Below are 17324 nucleotides of genomic sequence, written 5' to 3' on the forward strand. Positions count from 1 at the left end.
TTTTAAATTACTTGTAATATATTAGGGGGATGATAATCTAACCTAATATCAAGTAATTTATATGAGCCTGAAAATCACTAAACTATTGACAATTACCGCCGTGAGCATGCTGTCTGCAATATGCGCGGTTGCCCAGCCGCGGCTGCCCGAAGGCTATTTTTACAAGAAACTGCCAAACGGACTGGATGTTGTTGTTATAGAGAACAGCAAAGTGCCGTTAACAACCATTGAAATTGCGGTAAAGAATGGAGCTTACACCGAGGGGCCCGAGTATAGCGGCCTTTCGCATTTGTTTGAGCACATGTTTTTTAAAGCCAACAAAGATTACCCTACGCAGGAGAAATTCCTGAAACGCACGCAGGAACTTGGCGCTATCTGGAACGGTACCACCGGTAACGAACGTGTAAACTATTACTTTACAGTTGGTAAGGATAGCCTTGATGGTGGCCTTAAGCTTATCAATTCTTCCATACGCTTCCCCATTTACCGCGAAGAGGATATGAAAAAGGAGCGCCCGGTTGTTGATGGTGAGTTTCAGCGTAACGAGAGCAGCCCGGGTTTTCAGCTCTACTATGATATCAGCAAAAACCTTTGGGGCGACCTTATTACCCGCAAAATGCCAATAGGAATCCACGAGGTAATTAATACCGCCACGCCTGAAAAGATGATGATCATCAAAGACAAATACTATTACCCAAACAATAGCCTTTTAATTATCTGCGGTGATGTTAAGCACGAAGATGGCTTTAAAAAAGCGGAGGCCATTTTTGGTGATTGGGCAAACAGTGGTTTCGACCCGCATGTGAAATATCCTATCCCGGCCTTTAAACCGGTTGAAAAAAGTGTGGCGTTTGTAAAGGAGATGTCTATAGCGCAAACACCGTTTATGATGTACGCATGGCAGGGACCCGCTTACATGACAGATTCGGCATCAACCGTAGCTGCTGATGTTCACTCAACAATATTGGGCCTTAACTCTTCAAAACTACAGCAGGCACTTGTTGATAAAGGGCTTGCATCGTCAGCCGGTTTGAGTTACAGCACAGGCCGTTATCCGGGAATGATCTCGTTGTTTGTTGTGCCTAACCCGACCAAAATAAAAGAGTGCCATGCCGAATTAGAAAACCAATTGAGCCAGTGGGGAAAGGCAGATTATTACACCGACGAACAATTAGCCGATGCTAAAGCGATATTATTGCGCCAGCATAGCCGCGAAATGGAGAAACCATCGTCGTTGCCATCGCAATTAAGCTTTCAATGGTGCAGCACATCGTTTAATTACGCTACCGACCTTACCGATAATTACCAAAAGATTACCCGTGCGGATATTGCTAAATACCTTAATACTTACATTGTAGGTAAACCGGTAGTATCGGGTATAATTTTAACGCCCGAGGCAAGTAAGGCAGTTAACGCGGCTTCGTTTTTTGTAGCTAAATAATCTCTAACACTAATCACAATGAAGAAATATATATACCTGTTGCTTATTACTGCAGCAAGCTCTATTGTAAATACAGCCTCGGCGCAGCAAAAAGCTTATGAAATGATGGTTGACAGCGTAAAGGTTATTGTACAGCCAAGCGGTAACGATATTGTAGAGATACAAACTGTTATAAAAGGAGGAGTGCAAAATTACCCGGCAAATAAAGCCGGTATTGAGGCCATGGCCATGAACGCCCTAAATGAGTGCGGCACGCTGAAGCACGATAAAAATGCATTTAAAAATCAGCTGGATAAAATTAGCGCTGCCGTTTATGGTGTGGCGTTAAAAAACTATTCGGTGATAAAGATCAATTGTATTAAAAGCGATTTGCCAACTGCCTGGCCTTTATATGTAGAAGCTATAACCATACCTAAATTTGATACAAAAGAGTTTGCACGTATTAAGCAGGACCAATTAAGCCAAATTAAGGCCGAGGACTCTGATCCCGACAATGCGATAGATAAATATGCAGACAAGGTTGCCTTTAATGGCCGCGATTATGCAAAAGACCCAAGCGGAACAGCCCAAACCATAACGCCGCTTACGGCCGAAGAGACTAAAAATTACTACCACTCCATACTAACCAAATCGCGTATGGTAATAGTTGTGGTAGCAGATCTTGACCGCGCCGATATTGAAGCGAAGGTAAAAGGCTTGTTAAGCACCATAAAGCAAGGAGCGCCGTTTGAACTTAAGAAATCATTCTTTAGGGTTTATAAAACCACCTTCTCTGCCGAGAAGCGCGACCTGGCTACAAATTATGTAGAAGGTGTAAGCAGTGGCCCATCGCCGGGTATGCCAGATTTTGACGCCTTTGCGGTAGCCATGCGTATTTTTTACGACAAGCACTTTTTAGATGTCCGTACCAACAACGGCCTATCGTATGCGCCATCGGCATGGTTTAGCGGCGGCGCTACCTCGGTATCTAAAGTTTCGGTATCAACCACCGAGCCTAATAAATATATAGCCGTTTTTGATAAACTGGTTGACAGGATAAAAAGAGAAGGTTTTAATGCTGCCGATGTTGCCGATATGAAGGTTACCTATTTAACAGGTTTTTACTACAAGAACGAAACCAACACCGCCCAGGCCGGTTCAATTGTGTCTAACGAAGTGCTGCACAATAACTGGAGGAGATCTTTAACGTTTGCAGACGATGTTAAAAAATTAACGCCAACGCAGGTTAGCGACGCGTTCCGTAAATATATTGGTAACATGATTTGGGTGTACCAGGGCGACCCTAAAAAAGTTAACCCGATATTGTTTACCAACGGTACACTTAACAAAGCCGATAACCCGGTAAGCCACTGATATGGGTTTATAGTTGATGGTTCATATCGAAAAAGGGTCTGGAGCGCAAGCTCCAGACCCTTTTTTTATCCGGAAGTCACTCGCGTCTTCGCGAGTGACGATTATTATAAGGCCTCCGGCCGCAATCTCACTTTTTTACCGAACAATAATTATATTCGATAAATGTCCGAGTTAAGAAAAGCAAATAGCGACCGCCCTTTTTTCCTGACATTGCCGGTTGTAGGCTGGATTGATGTATTTATCAGAAAAGATTATTGTGAAGAATTTATTCGCAATTTAGAATACTGCAGGAAAAATAAAGGTTTAAAGGTTTACGCTTACTGTATAATGAGTAATCATATCCATTTGGTTGCGGCACACGATGGCGGAAAATTGCCTGATGTGATTCGAGATCTTAAAAGCTACACTGCTAAACGGATCATAGCAATGATCAGCAATAACATTCAGGAAAGCCGTAAAGAATGGCTGCTTTACTTGTTTAAATTTTTCGCCAACAACACAGGCCAAAACAGCGAATATCAATTTTGGCAAAAAACAAGTTTCCCAATTGAATTATACACTCCTGAGGTATTTGATCAGAAAGTTAATTATATACATCACAACCCCGTGAAGGCGATGCTTGTTAATGATGAAACCGCTTATGTTTATAGCAGCGCTAACCCTGATTCACCGTTTATTGTTGATGAAAGTTAATTAAGGTGTTGCGGCCGGAGGCCTTATAATTCTGCTCACTCGGCTGGAGCCGAGCGAGTGCGGGGAGGCTTGCAACAAACAATACGTTGCAGGCCTTTTTTATTACTATAGTCTATAGTCTAAAAATTATCACCCGCCAGCCTTCTCTATCTTCTGTTTCTCTTGTTGGGGCAATACGGCTTTACGCTTATTTCGGTTGCGCCACATTTCGCCCATGTGATGGGTGGGGATATTATCGCCAAGCAGCTTACCCCATGGTTTAAGATCGTCTATGCGGTCGAAAACTATTTTTAATACCGCGACAAAGGGGATGGATAAAAACATGCCCGATACCCCCCAAAGCGCGTTACCAAGCAGCACCACAATAATTGACATTAGCGCGTTTATTTGCACTTTAGATGATACAATGCGTGGCACGAGGATGTTATTATCAATAAACTGGATAACGATATAAGCGATGATAACACCCAGTTGGGTAGAGTACCCATCTTTAGTAACTGTAGCCATTAACACAGGCAGCGCTATAGCTATAATACCACCAAGATAGGGGATGAGGTTAAGGATTGCCCCGATACAGCCTATCAATATTCCATATTTAACACCTAATAAGATCAACGCGGCAGAGTTCATGGCTGCTACTATGATCATCTCTATCAGTAAACCAACTATATAGCTTTGTATGGCGCCTTTGGTTTCGGCCAGTACATCGCTTACCTTTTTAGAGTTTTCTTCAGAAAACACCTCGTATAAAAAGTTAAGGATAAGCGTTTTGTATAGCAGCATTAAAAATATATACACGGGCAGCAAAAATATGATGGCCAACGTACCCAACAAGCCATTTACGGTTTTACCAACCACAGCCTGGCTGTTGTTAAGCGCATCTTTCAGCATCTTTTCCTGCTTGCTTACTTCAACGCCAAATGTTTGCTGGATCCAGGTTTTAAGGTCGGCGGTTATCGATTGAAACTTTTTTTGCAGCATCGGTAACGAATCGCCAAACTGTACTATCTGGGTGCTCAGGAAGTAAAATACCGTGGCCACCGCTATTATCATTACCAGTATGGCTATGCCAATAGAAATGATTTTGGGTACCCGGTATTTTTCTAAACGGTTAACAAGCGGGTTTAGTAGTATGGCTAAAAATGCCGCGAAGGCAAGCGGCACCAGTATATCTGCCAGCTGTATCATTACATAAACCAGCAGCACAAGGCCAAAAAGTACTGCTGTACTTTGTATGTAAAACGGCTGATCTTTAATTTTTATATACATGTACTTGTGTTTTCATAAATATAACACAAAAGGAGTGTACGTGAGAATTGTTTTATCCCCTACTAAAAGCGTTGTATAAAGGTCTGCATTAGGTATAAGCAGGTAATGTAAAGCTAAATTCGGTCCCTTTGCCCGCTATGCTTTTGGCGGTAATGGTTCCCTGGTATTTTTCGACAAGGTCCTTACAAAAAATAAGGCCCATGCCTGTGCCTGTTTCATTCATGGTACCGGCCTGGCTGGTTACCTTACCTGCAAAAAGGCGTTTCAACTGATCGTCGCTCATGCCAATGCCGTGGTCGGTTATGATCAGCTCGATATTTCCGTCGCCATGTTTGGCGCTTATTTCTATAGCACTATCCCGATGCGAAAATTTAATAGCATTGGTTAGCAGGTTGTGCACTACTATCCTTATCGATTTTGGGTCTGCCATAACTACGTGGCCTTTTCCAACCGAATTTAGGCAGGTTATATTTTTGTTTTTAAACTGCTCATCAAGTAACCTCAACTCTTCTTTTACTATATCGCAAAGGCAAAAGTCCTTAATGGTTTCGGCAAGATTATCTACCTGGCTGTTAATCCAAAATAACAGGGTGTCTAAAAAGTCTGAGGTATGCTCGAGCTTACTAAAAACTACGGGCACCATTTCTACAAATTCTTTATCAGTAACATCCTTGCTTATAAATAACGAGAACGCACTTCTGAGCGTGCTTAGCGGTGCCCTAAGATCATGCGCCAGGATACTTATCAACCGGTCTTTAAGGTGGTTCAGATCGTTTAATTTCTCCGCCTGTTCAATAAATTCCAGATTTTTCTGCGCCAGCAACGCGTTTACCTTTAATTGTTTGCGCTTGGCATTGTAATAAAACACCAGCATAATGCTAATAATTACTATAACAATGGCGTATACAGCATTAGCGCGCCGTTGTTGTGCAAGCTTATCAACAAGTTGTGCTTCTTTTTGCGCTGTTTTGCGTTGCGCTTCCTCAAATGCTATTGTTTGGTTATACGACGTGAATTTTTGAAGGCTTTCATCGCTCTTTAAACTGTCGCGTAATAGGGTGTACTCTTTGTGCTTTTGGTAAGCCCCGGTAAATTTTTTTAAACCGGCTAAAGCATCGCTTACCTGTAACGTGGCATCGGCTGTTAAACTAAGGCTTTTAATACGGTTGGCGGTGTTGTAAGCCATTACAGCGTATTTGTAAGCCTCCGGGTAATTCTTTTCAAGATTATAAACCAACGCCATGCCCGTATAAGCATTTGCAAGGTTATAACCTATATCACTCTTTTTAGCCGACGCGATAGACTTGTTCATAAAATCTATAGCGGATGCCGGATTGCCCGTATGGTAATAGTATAAACCGATATTGTAATAGATGAGCCCGATACCCTCTTCGTCGCCTAACTCGTGGTATAATTTTGAGGCTTTTTCAAAAAAAGGATAAGCCTGTTTATAATGTTTTTGAGCCATCAGCACTTCACCTATATTTTGATAGGCCGTACTTATACCTTGTTTATCATCAAGCTTTAGCCAAAGCGAATTTGCTTTATTAAAATACTCGAGTGCTTTGGGGTAAAGTTCTAAATGCTGCATCACTACACCTATGTTGCAGTAATTGTCTGCCGCCGCAAGCTGGTCGTTAAGTTTCAGGTCGATACTCAACGATTTAAAATAATTGTCAAGCGCTTTATTTAAATCGCCCTTATTGTCATAGGTGATACCAAGTAACGCGTAGCAATGCGCTATTTGCAATTGGTCTCCAAGCCTTTTGCGGATGGATAATGCTTTATGAAAGTAAGAAATAGCTTTGTCATAATCGCCTAAAAAATCCTGCACCCGGCCAAGGCCCAAATAAGCGTCAGAAACGCCCATCTCGTTTTTGGTTTGGGTATATAGTTGTAATGCTGTGTTGTAATTTTTGGCTGCAATATCATAGTTCCCTCTAAATGAGTTTACTAAACCCAACAACCGGTTACCTGCGGCAACACCATTTATATAATTTGTTTTTTTTGATGAGCTGATAGCGAATTGCGCGTAACGAATTGTACTATCAGGCGCAGATTCATAAAGCTCATCGGCCAGTTCTACTATTTTATCAATGGTTTGCGGCTTTACATAAGAAGAAGAACCGGATAAGGTTGCAGATAATTCTTTTTTTAGGCTATCTATCTTGGCGTTATGCTGCATGGCCGGGCAATTTATGCAAGCCAAAAGGATTGGTATTAATAAAGCAAAACGTTTCAAGTGTATATTTTTCCGGTTGAAGGTATAATTCTTATGGTGATATAACAAACGAAAAGCCCGCTATTATGCAGGCTTTTACGTAAATATATATAAAAAGTTATCCTAATAAGTTCTTCCAGCTTACCATGTCGCCAATAATGCGGTCAAGGTCGGCTGCCGGTACACGCTCCTGAGCCATGCTATCGCGGTGGCGTATGGTAACAGTGTCGTCCTCCAAAGTCTGATGATCTACCGTGATACAGAAGGGCGTACCAATGGCATCCTGGCGGCGGTAGCGTTTACCAATAGCATCTTTTTCTTCGTACTGTATGTTGAAATCAAGTTTCAGCTTGTCCATTATTTCGCGGGCTTTCTCGGGCAGGCCATCTTTTTTGGTAAGCGGGAAAATAGCTGCTTTAACCGGGGCAAGGCAAGGGTGCAGGCGCAGCACGGTACGGCTATCCTGTTTTTCTTCGGTGCTCAGGTCTTCTTCATCGTAGGCATTTATCATGGTAAGCAGGAACATCCTGTCTAAGCCTATGGAGGTTTCAATTACGTAAGGGATGTAGTTGCCGTAAGGTTTACCATCCTCGCCCAATTCCGGGTCAAAGTATTGCATTTTTTTGCGCGAAAATTTCTCGTGCTGGCTCAGGTCAAAATCGGTACGGCTGTGTATGCCTTCAACCTCTTTAAAGCCAAACGGAAATTCAAACTCAATATCATATGCGGCATCGGCATAGTGCGCCAGCTTGGTATGTTCGTGATAACGGTATTTAGCGGCATCGGTGCCCAGGGCAAGGTGCCATTTTAAGCGGGTTTCTTTCCACTTGTTAAACCATTCTTTTTGTGTGCCGGGGCGAACAAAGAATTGCATCTCCATTTGTTCAAACTCGCGCATGCGGATAATGAACTGGCGGGCAATAACCTCGTTACGGAAAGCCTTACCAATTTGTGCTATACCAAACGGGATCTTCATCCTGCCCGATTTTTGTACGTTAAGGTAATTTACAAAAATACCCTGTGCTGTCTCGGGGCGCAGGTAAATGGTTTCAGATTCATCGGCAATGGCGCCAACCTGTGTGCTGAACATCAGGTTAAACTGGCGTACTTCTGTCCAGTTGGCGGTGCCGCTTATAGGGCATTTAATATTTTGTTCGATAATAAGTTCGCGCAGGCGGGGCAGGTCTTCGGCCTTTAAGGCGTTATCCATTTCTATCTGTAGTTCCTCAGCTTCGCTGGTTTTGCCTTCCTCGTCAAGCTTCGCTATGCGGTCTTCCAGTAGTTGGTCGGCACGGTAACGTTTTTTGCTGTCCTTGTTGTCTATCATCGGGTCGCTAAAGCCATCAACGTGGCCGCTTGCTTTCCAGGTGGTAGGGTGCATAAATATGGCCGAATCTATCCCAACAATGTTATCATGCATTTGCACCATGGCTTTCCACCAATAGGTTTTGATATTGTTTTTTAACTCCGAGCCATTCTGGCCGTAATCATAAACTGCGCTAAGGCCATCATATATCTCGCTTGATTGAAAAACAAAGCCGTATTCTTTGCTGTGCGATATTACATTCTTAAAAAGTTCGTCGGTTGATTTGCTCATAATGAGGGCAAAGATATATTTTTTGATTTCTGATTTCGGATTTTCGATTTCGAATTTAACTTTTCAATGGCCGATTTGCCAAGCCTGGTAAATAAAAGCATCTAAAAATCCGAAATCCGAATTTCGAAATCCGAAATTCTTTACTTTTACCGCATGAGTATCCGTGTAGATGCATTAACAAAAATTTACGGACAGCAAAAAGCTGTGGATGGCATCAGCTTTGAAGCCGGTGTAGGTGTATTGGGCTTTTTAGGGCCAAACGGCGCTGGTAAAAGTACTACCATGAAAATGCTCACCTGTTTTATCCCTCAAACATCGGGTACAGCATCAGTTTGCGGGTTTGATATTAGTAAAGATCCCTTAAGCGTTAAGCGTAACATAGGTTACCTGCCGGAAAGCAACCCACTTTACACCGATATGTATGTAAAAGAATCGATGGCGTTTGTTGCGGGCATACATGGCCTGCATAATGCGGATAGGCGTATTGCGGAGGTTATAGATCAAACGGGCCTGGGGCCTGAGCAGCATAAGAAAATAGGACAGCTGTCAAAGGGGTACCGCCAAAGGGTTGGCCTTGCACAAGCTATACTTCACGACCCGCAGGTGCTGATACTGGATGAGCCTACTTCCGGGCTCGATCCTAACCAACTTATAGGTATCCGCCAGTTAATTACCGATCTGGGCAAAACCAAAACCATTATCCTCTCTACCCACATTATGCAGGAGGTTGAGGCCGTGTGCGGCCGGGTAATTATTATTAACAAAGGTACAATAGTGGCTAACGATACACTGGCAGATCTGCGCAGTAATAATAAAGGCGATTCGCTTGAGCATATTTTTATTGGCCTTACCAATTAACAGGGCTGCCAATTAATCTTTAATTATATAAAAACCTTTTCGGGCTATGGTTGTCTTAACTGCGGAAGCATAAATTGTGCTTTAGTATTAATATTTACCATATAAAACATCATGAAAAAAGTACTACTTCTTTTGACCGTAGTCTGCGGGTTATCTATCACATCATTTGCACAATCAAAAAAAGACGGAAAATTTAGTCTGGGCCTTGAACTTGGCATACCTGTAGGCGATGCATCTACCGCCTACAGCGCTGTTGTTGGCGGTTCATTAAAATATGATCTTCCGGTTGCGCCAAGCACCTTTTTCAACGTATCGGTAGGTTATAGCTCATTTATTATTAAAGACAGATATAAAAATGTTTTTAGCTCATACGGTGCGGTACCTTTAAAAGCCGGCCTTAAATACTATGCCGACAACCGTTTTTTTGTTGAAGGCCAGTTAGGTGCTGCCTTTGGTACAGCAAGCGGGGCGGGTACTTCTTTTGTTTACTCACCGGGTGTTGGTTATACGTTTGATGGTGGCTTAGAAGCCGGCGTGCGTTACGAGGCATGGTCAGACAACGGTACCTTGGGCCAGTTAGCGCTTCGTTTAGCTGTAAATTTATAAGGATACCGTTATTGTTATACAAGCCCCGGGCAATCTGTCCAGGGCTTTTTTTGTGTTTTTTTTAAATTTCTTGTAACATAATATGGTGGTGCTGCGTCAATATCACCACAAACCGGGCAGCGCAGACGGTACCCTGCAAAGCCTTACTTAAAATTACACAATTAAAAAAAGATCACATGAAAAAAGTATTATTCCTATTAACCGTATTATGCGGTATTTCAATCAGCTCATTCGCTCAATCGTCATCAGAGTCTGGTAAATTCAGCATTGGCGTTGAAGCAGGTTTACCGGTAGGTAAAGTTAAAGACTACTCGAACTTTGCTATTGGTGGTTCATTAAAATACGATCATCCTATTGCAACAGGTACGTTTGTTACGTTATCTGCGGGTTACAACAAGTTTTTATCAAACGATGATGCTAAAACTATCGACTACAAACTTTACGCAATCCCAGTAAAAGTTGGTCTTAGATATTTCCTGGCCGAAAACTTCTACGGTGAAGCACAATTAGGTGCTGCTTTTGTAAACGAAAGTGTAGGCGGCATTAGCGGCAACACTACAACTTTCGCATATTCTCCGGGTGTTGGTTATAATTTTGGCGGTGGTGTAGATCTTGGCGTGCGTTACGAAGGATGGTCAAAAAGTGGTACCACAGTTAGCCAGGTAGCTGCCCGTTTAGCATATAGCTTCTAATTTAAAAGAGAAAACGTTTTTGAAAAGCCCAGGATAATATCCCGGGCTTTTTTGTGCCTTTAATATCCGTTGGCGGGCAGCTTGTGTGCGACAAGTAAGCATTCTGAAAATTCTTTTATTCTGGAAATTTAGGTTCAGACTATTTACGTATTTTCGGCGGTTGGCAATACCATAACAATTAACAATGTTCAACATCCTCAAAAAAGAAATAACATCATACCTAAGCTCGTTGGTGGCCTATATTACCATTGGTGTTTTCCTGCTGGTTTTAGGTTTGTTTTTGTGGGTGTTTCCGGAAACCAGCATACTTGCTTATGGTTATGCGGGTTTAGAGAGCCTTTTTAACACTGCGCCATACCTGTTCATGTTTTTGGTTCCTGCTATTACCATGCGCTCGCTTGCCGAGGAGCGGAGGGAGGGCACCTTTGAACTTTTGGTCACCCGCCCCTTAACAGATATACAAATTGTATTAGGTAAATACCTCGCAGGCGTAACCATAGTACTGTTTGCTTTGGTACCAACATTAGTTTATTACTTTAGTGTTTACACTTTAGGCACACCGCAAGGTAATATTGATACAGGCGCTGTTATTGGTTCATATATAGGCTTATTCCTGTTAGGTGCTTCATTCGCGGCTATTGGTTTATTTGCCTCATCGGTTAGTAAAAACCAGATAATAGCATTTACTATTGCGGTTTTCCTTTGCTTCTTTTTTTACAGCGGGTTCGATTCGCTGAGTTCAATATTATCCCTCCAAAATCTAGGCCTACAAGGTTTAGGTATAAACGAGCATTACCAGTCCATAAGTCGGGGAGTTTTGGATACCCGCGATCTGATGTACTTTATTGTGCTGGTAATACTTTTTTTATGGCTTACATTGTTCGTATTGCACAGGCAGGCAGGCAAAAAGTTTATCAATACGGTTTTTTTAAGCGTATTGGGTATCATGTTTACGTTAACATCGTTATTCATTGTTTCTGATAAATTATTCACCCGGTTCGATTTTACAAAAGAGAAACGCTTTACCATATCCAAGGTGAGCCGTAATGTAATGCACAGTTTGAAGCAGCCGGTTAATGTTACCATTTACCTCGAGGGAAAAGACTTCCCCGGGGGGATGAAAAGGCTGCAAACATCTGTTAAAGATATGCTGAGCGACCTACAGGCGTACAGCAGGGGTGAATTAAAATACGAATTTGTAGACCCTATAAAGGGCCTGTCTAACGAGCAGCAGAACCAGGCTTATGAAGATCTTGCGGCAAAAGGCGTAGAGGCGCAAAACCTGAGTGTTAAAACAGATGATGGTGTGTCGCAAAAAGTGATATTTCCGTATGCGCTGGTTACTGTGGGCGATAAAAGTATCCCGGTAAAATTGCTGCAATCACAAAGTAACATGAACCTCTCGCCCGATGAGGTACTGAATAACTCTATCCAAAATTTGGAGTACGCCTTTACATCGGCAATAAAAAAAGCTGTTTACGGCGGTAAGCAACGTATTGGCTTTACCGAAGGCCACAACGAACTTACCGACCTGCAGTTGAATGATGCCATGCATTCCCTTAGCGACGGTTATTTGGTTGGCCGCATTAATCTTACCAGCATCCCTTTAGACAGCCTGGCCAAAGTTAGCATGCTGGTGATAGCCAAGCCCGACAAGGCTTTTACCGAACTGGAGAAATTTAAGGTTGACCAATACATTATGCACGGCGGCCGCGTGCTTTGGGCAATTGACCAGGTAAGCGCCGAATTGGATAGCCTGCGCGGCCATGGTGGCGAGCAACTGGCATTTAACAAGCAATTGAACCTTGATGACCAACTGTTCCGTTACGGGGTGCGTATCAATTACGATCTGATAGCTGACATGAACTGCTCGCCTATACCAGTTACTACAGGCAATGCGGGCGGCCAGGCGCAGATACAAATGCTGCAATGGCTGTATTACCCGGTGTTTTTACCATTGTCTAAACACCCCATCGTAAAAAATCTGGATGGTATTACCAGCCAGTTTGCCAGCAGTATAGACTTGCTGGAGACTAAAAATATTGAAAAGACCATCCTGCTTACGTCATCTCCATACAATAAAAAATTAAGTACGCCTAAGGTGCTTTCTTTACAGGCGCTTGAAGAAGAGCCTAAACCAAAGGATTTTCAGAGCAACCCTAAAATTACCGGGGTATTGTTAGAGGGGAGCTTTACATCAGATTTTAAGAACCGCCCCTTGCCGGAAGGCTTAAACGAAAAGGTAACCATACAGCCACAGGGCACCCCAACAAAAATGATCGTATTAAGCGATGGCGATATCCTACGCAACCAGGTTGGCAGCGATAGTTCGCCTTATCCGCTGGGTTACGACCATTACAGCCACCAGAGCTACGGCAACAAGAATTTATTGCTAAACATTGCCGACTACATGACCGATGACTCGGGCCTTATAGCGCTGCGTAATAAGGAGATTCAGATTCGCCTGCTGAACCGTGCCCGAATCCGAGAAGAAAAGCTGTTTTGGCAGCTCGTAAATAATGTTGTACCCATTGCGTTAGTATTAATATTTGCTATTTTTCAACATTATATCCGCAAGCGAAAGTACGCTCATTAAAATACCATTAAACTTATTGGGATTCGTTTGAAAATTTCTTGATTATCTCAAAGCACTTATCAATTATCCTGTCCTTATAAATCATTGTTACCTTGTCAAGTTGCAAATCCTGTAGCTTGAGAAAATCCCTACTGTAGGTAAGCCGTTCAGTGCCTAATGGTAGATTTTTCGTTTTTGACATATATTCCTGAAAAACTTTTAAATCTATATTCTCGATTGGGTCTATTTGATTTATCCAGGATATGATGGTCGTCATTTTACTTACACCAAGAGGTAGCGCAATTTGATTTGATATTATTGCTCTTGAATTTGAAACAAGCTTTTTTATATAATTTTCTTGTTTGCTTTTTTGGTGGTCGGTTAGGGTCATAATCTTTATTTCAGTAGTGTTAAAAATACAAATCCCGCAAATTCAATTTATCAAAAAAGTAGTTTCTCTAAAATTTAAATAGGATTTATTTAAACCGATGTTGAAATTATATCTATTTTTCAACAATACTTGTGCAAGCGAAAGTATGCTCATTAAATTTTATACTTTTGATAGATAAACGTTATTAAACATTATGAGATTTATTGTTTCCACATCAACACTACTCAAGCAATTACAGTCTGTAAGCGGCGCTTTAAGCAATAGCACCGTATTACCTATACTGGAAAACTTTTTGTTCGAGATAAAAGAAGGGAACTTAACCATTTCTGCTACCGACCTGCAAACCAGCATGACCACATCTTTAGCTGTAGAAGCTAAAGAGAATGGCCGTATTGCCATACCATCGCGCATATTGTTAGATACCCTTAAATCGTTACCGGAGCAGCCTGTGGCGTTCTCTGTTGATGACAGCACTTTTGCCATTGAGATAAGCGCCGGCGACGGTAAATACAAGCTTAGCGGCGAAAACGGCGAAGACTTCCCGAAGATCCCGGTTGTTGAGAATGCGTCATCAGTAAACCTGCCTGCATCTGTACTGGGCGAGGCTATCAATAAAACCATATTCGCGGTGAGTAACGATGAACTGCGCCCCGCCATGACAGGCGTTTTTTGCCAGCTAAGCAGCCAGCACCTCACCTTTGTAGCTACAGATGCCCATAAGCTGGTGCGTTACCGCCGTAAGGATGCCAAAGCAGATAGCACCACATCTTTCATACTACCTAAAAAAGCGTTAACGCTATTAAAATCGGCCCTGCCGGCAGATGATGTTAACGTTTCTGTAGAATATAACAGCACCAGCGCCTTCTTTAAATTTGGCAACATTAACCTGGTATGCCGTTTAATAGACGAGCGTTATCCTGATTACGAAGCGGTTATCCCTAAAGAAAATCCCAACAAACTGGCTATTGACCGTTTGGCATTCTTAGGATCGCTTAACCGTGTTGCTATTTATGCTAACAAAACTACCCACCAGGTAAGGTTAAAAATAAGCGGCAGCGAACTAAATATATCTTCAGAAGATATTGATTTTGCAAACGAAGCGCATGAGCGTTTAAGCTGCCAGTACGAGGGCGACGACATGGAGATTGGTTTTAACGCCCGTTTCCTGATAGAAATGTTAAAGAATTTAAATTGCGAGGAAGTATCGTTAGAAATGTCGACACCTAACCGTGCGGGTATATTATTGCCACAAGGCGGCGACGAGAATGAAGACGTACTAATGCTGGTTATGCCGGTTATGCTTAACAGCTATGCGTAATTAGTGATTAGAGATGAGATATCAGAGATTAGTTGATTGCAAGAAACCCAATCTCTAATTTCTAATCTCCAATCTTTTCACAAAAAAAGTCCGGCACTAAGCCGGACTTTTTTGTTCTCTTTATAACAAAACTTATCATAATGGAGTTATATAGCATCTGCTGATACACGATGAAATTTAAATTACCTGTATTTATTGCTCTGATAGTGGTTTTGGCTTTAACCGCCTGCAAAAAGTTTGACGAACCACCCGTTAAGGTGCCAACTACGTATCTTAACTTTATAAATCCCTCTGGCGATACGCTTAACTTTTATGTAAATGGCAGCAGGCTAAACAGGCTGTCATCAACTTATCCACTTGGTTCATCGGGGTACATACAGTCGCCCTTGGGCGAGCAAAACTACGAGGTTAAAAGGTTTGGCCGTAGCGAGGTATTGTTTAACACCCCTATAATGTTAGAGGCAGAAGGTGTGTATTCATTCTACGCCGTTGACCGAACGATAGAAAATTCTATCATTACCCGTGATACCCTGTCTACACTTTCCAATAAAGTTTCGTCGATAAGGTTTGTACATACATCGCCTAAATTAGGGCCTGTAGATATTGTACTAACAGATGATGCTAAAAAAGTGGTAAGAATAAATAACCGGAGTTTCAAAAGCGCGTCGGTATACGTAACCGTTAAAGAGGGTGTAGAAACCATACAGGTTTACAAAGCGGGTACTTCAATATTGTTAAGCCAGGAAGACCGTATCTTGCAAATTGGCCGTGCATACACCCTGTTCACAAAAGCGGGGCTAACGGATGCCGGCGCTACAGACGCGTCTACCGGTTTAATCATCAATCAATAAGCATGGCTAAAAATAATAAAAGCGGCATATTACTGGGCCTTGGTTTATTTATAATGGGGGTTATGATTATCCCTATGCTTGCATCGTGCAGTAAAACGGGAGTAAGCGGCGGCAGCGGGCAAAATGCCCGGTTGCAAATAGTAAATTTAAGCCCCGATATACAACCCTTTAACCTCTACGCTTTTTTTATAAAGCAAAGTGCCGCCTCATATTACTATCCTAACCCATCAGGATATTTTTTGGTAAATACTATTGATACCCCTTTTCAGATCCGTACATCGGTAACTACAAATGGTATCAACCCAACCAATTTGCTCACGTTACCCGGCTCTTTAAAGCCCGGTGTGCCATATACCTGGTTTGTTACCGGCTTAAAGGCCGATAGCTCTCTTACATCTATAGTAACAGTTGATACAGCAGGTGCGCCGCCAAACGGTAGGGGTAAGGTAAGATTTGTGAATGCATCGCCCACAGCTATAAATATGAACTTAACCCTTAACGACACTGCCGCCTTTAAAAACATTCCTTACAAAACCGTAACAGATTACATAGAAGTAACAGCAGGCAACTACGATTTTAATGTGGTTGCAACCTCGGCACCTAAAACAGTTCTGGCCCCTGTAAATAAATATACCGTGTTAGATGGTAAACTGTACACCGTTTATTTTTACGGGCTCTCTAACAGTACCGACTCCGCTAAGTACAGTGCCAATATTTTGTTAAACTCGTTACCTGTAGGCACAAAATATTAAAGGTTGGCTATCTGTATTATCTTTATATTTTTGCTAAAATTTTAAAGCCTTGGAATTTATACACAGCATAATCGATTTTATATTACATATTGATAAGCATTTGGTGCAAATAACCAGCGAATATCAAAGCTGGACGTACCTCATCCTATTCATTATCATATTTTCTGAAACAGGGTTAGTTGTGGCGCCCATCCTTCCCGGCGATTCGCTGCTGTTTGCGGCAGGCGCGCTTATAGCAGGCGGCCAATCGGGTCTTGACATTTACCTGCTTGCCGTTATACTGATAGCGGCTGCCATAACCGGCAACACAGTAAACTACTTGCTTGGTAAATATTTGGGCGCTAAGGTTTTTAAAGAAGAAAATAAGGTTTTAAAGTTAAGCTACTACCTGCAAACCAAGGCCTTTTTTGATAAGCATGGGGGCAAGGCTGTAATATTTAGCCGTTTCGTACCCATAATACGCACAGTTGCACCCTTTGTGGCCGGGGTAGGGCATATGCCGTTTACCCGCTACACCCTATACAACGTTGTAGGTGGTGTAAGCTGGATATTGATCTTCCTGTTCTGCGGGTTTTGGTTTGGCAAAGTGCCGTTCATCGCCAAGAACTTCTCGCTGGTGGCTATTATTATCATACTGGTATCTATAATACCGGCTATATACGCCATATTGAAAAATAAATTTGGCAAAAAAAGTCAATCGGTATAGT

At 42.2% G+C, this 17324-nt stretch carries 15 protein-coding genes; 11 read left to right on the forward strand and 4 right to left on the reverse strand.

Features of this window, described 5'->3' with window-relative positions; all coding sequences use genetic code 11:
* Positions 1 to 61 precede the first annotated feature (61 nt).
* The 3 genes from ACFQZI_RS04345 to ACFQZI_RS04355 all read left to right on the forward strand — a co-directional run bounded on the left by ACFQZI_RS04345 (position 62) and on the right by ACFQZI_RS04355 (position 3487).
* Positions 62 to 1441 carry a M16 family metallopeptidase gene (locus ACFQZI_RS04345; RefSeq protein WP_377138895.1) on the forward strand — a complete coding sequence of 460 codons (1380 nt, stop codon included), beginning with the start codon at positions 62 to 64 and terminating at the stop codon, positions 1439 to 1441.
* Positions 1442 to 1459: 18 nt separating this feature from the next.
* Positions 1460 to 2794, forward strand: coding sequence for a M16 family metallopeptidase (locus ACFQZI_RS04350; RefSeq protein WP_377138897.1), 1335 nt, complete (start codon positions 1460 to 1462; stop codon positions 2792 to 2794).
* A gap of 162 nt (positions 2795 to 2956) precedes the next feature.
* A complete protein-coding gene (locus ACFQZI_RS04355) occupies positions 2957 to 3487 on the forward strand; it encodes an REP-associated tyrosine transposase (RefSeq protein ID WP_377138899.1) in 531 nt (176 codons plus the stop codon).
* A 129-nt stretch (positions 3488 to 3616) separates the two neighbouring features.
* On the opposite strand, the gene ACFQZI_RS04360 is transcribed toward ACFQZI_RS04355, so the two are convergent.
* The 3 genes from ACFQZI_RS04360 to ACFQZI_RS04370 all read right to left on the reverse strand — a co-directional run bounded on the left by ACFQZI_RS04360 (position 3617) and on the right by ACFQZI_RS04370 (position 8574).
* On the reverse strand, positions 3617 to 4756 hold the full coding sequence (locus ACFQZI_RS04360; protein WP_377138902.1) for an AI-2E family transporter: 1140 nt from the start codon (positions 4754 to 4756) through the stop codon (positions 3617 to 3619).
* An 88-nt stretch (positions 4757 to 4844) separates the two neighbouring features.
* On the reverse strand, positions 4845 to 6941 hold the full coding sequence (locus ACFQZI_RS04365; RefSeq protein WP_377138904.1) for a tetratricopeptide repeat-containing sensor histidine kinase: 2097 nt from the start codon (positions 6939 to 6941) through the stop codon (positions 4845 to 4847).
* A 154-nt stretch (positions 6942 to 7095) separates the two neighbouring features.
* Positions 7096 to 8574, reverse strand: coding sequence for a glycine--tRNA ligase (locus tag ACFQZI_RS04370; RefSeq protein ID WP_377138907.1), 1479 nt, complete (start codon positions 8572 to 8574; stop codon positions 7096 to 7098).
* A 153-nt stretch (positions 8575 to 8727) separates the two neighbouring features.
* On the opposite strand from ACFQZI_RS04370, the gene ACFQZI_RS04375 reads away from it, so the two are divergent.
* From ACFQZI_RS04375 to gldG, 4 genes are all read left to right on the forward strand, one after another.
* Positions 8728 to 9432 carry an ATP-binding cassette domain-containing protein gene (locus tag ACFQZI_RS04375; protein ID WP_377138910.1) on the forward strand — a complete coding sequence of 235 codons (705 nt, stop codon included), beginning with the start codon at positions 8728 to 8730 and terminating at the stop codon, positions 9430 to 9432.
* 111 nt (positions 9433 to 9543) lie between these two features.
* The gene (locus tag ACFQZI_RS04380) at positions 9544 to 10038 is read left to right on the forward strand and encodes an outer membrane beta-barrel protein (RefSeq protein ID WP_377138913.1); all 495 of its coding nucleotides are present in this window, start codon (positions 9544 to 9546) and stop codon (positions 10036 to 10038) included.
* A gap of 176 nt (positions 10039 to 10214) precedes the next feature.
* Complete coding sequence (locus ACFQZI_RS04385) at positions 10215 to 10730, forward strand: outer membrane beta-barrel protein (RefSeq protein ID WP_377138915.1); 516 nt, start codon at positions 10215 to 10217, stop codon at positions 10728 to 10730.
* A 184-nt stretch (positions 10731 to 10914) separates the two neighbouring features.
* The gene (gene gldG / locus ACFQZI_RS04390; protein WP_377138918.1) at positions 10915 to 13326 is read left to right on the forward strand and encodes a gliding motility-associated ABC transporter substrate-binding protein GldG; all 2412 of its coding nucleotides are present in this window, start codon (positions 10915 to 10917) and stop codon (positions 13324 to 13326) included.
* A gap of 13 nt (positions 13327 to 13339) precedes the next feature.
* Here gldG and ACFQZI_RS04395 read toward each other — a convergent pair whose 3' ends face one another.
* Positions 13340 to 13696, reverse strand: a complete 357-nt coding sequence (locus ACFQZI_RS04395) for a hypothetical protein (protein ID WP_377138921.1) — start codon at positions 13694 to 13696, stop codon at positions 13340 to 13342.
* A 193-nt stretch (positions 13697 to 13889) separates the two neighbouring features.
* Here ACFQZI_RS04395 and dnaN point away from each other — a divergent pair, with 193 nt between their 5' ends.
* The 4 genes from dnaN to ACFQZI_RS04415 all read left to right on the forward strand — a co-directional run bounded on the left by dnaN (position 13890) and on the right by ACFQZI_RS04415 (position 17323).
* A complete protein-coding gene (dnaN, locus tag ACFQZI_RS04400; RefSeq protein ID WP_377138924.1) occupies positions 13890 to 15014 on the forward strand; it encodes a DNA polymerase III subunit beta in 1125 nt (374 codons plus the stop codon).
* Between the two features lie 170 nt (positions 15015 to 15184).
* Positions 15185 to 15865, forward strand: coding sequence for a DUF4397 domain-containing protein (locus ACFQZI_RS04405; RefSeq protein WP_377138926.1), 681 nt, complete (start codon positions 15185 to 15187; stop codon positions 15863 to 15865).
* Between the two features lie 2 nt (positions 15866 to 15867).
* A complete protein-coding gene (locus tag ACFQZI_RS04410) occupies positions 15868 to 16617 on the forward strand; it encodes a DUF4397 domain-containing protein (protein WP_377138929.1) in 750 nt (249 codons plus the stop codon).
* A 49-nt stretch (positions 16618 to 16666) separates the two neighbouring features.
* Positions 16667 to 17323 carry a DedA family protein gene (locus ACFQZI_RS04415; RefSeq protein WP_377138931.1) on the forward strand — a complete coding sequence of 219 codons (657 nt, stop codon included), beginning with the start codon at positions 16667 to 16669 and terminating at the stop codon, positions 17321 to 17323.
* Position 17324: the final 1 nt, after the last annotated feature.

Origin of the sequence: Mucilaginibacter lutimaris, from assembly GCF_042676625.1 — a bacterium.
Classification (GTDB): Bacteria; Bacteroidota; Bacteroidia; order Sphingobacteriales; family Sphingobacteriaceae; genus Mucilaginibacter; species Mucilaginibacter lutimaris.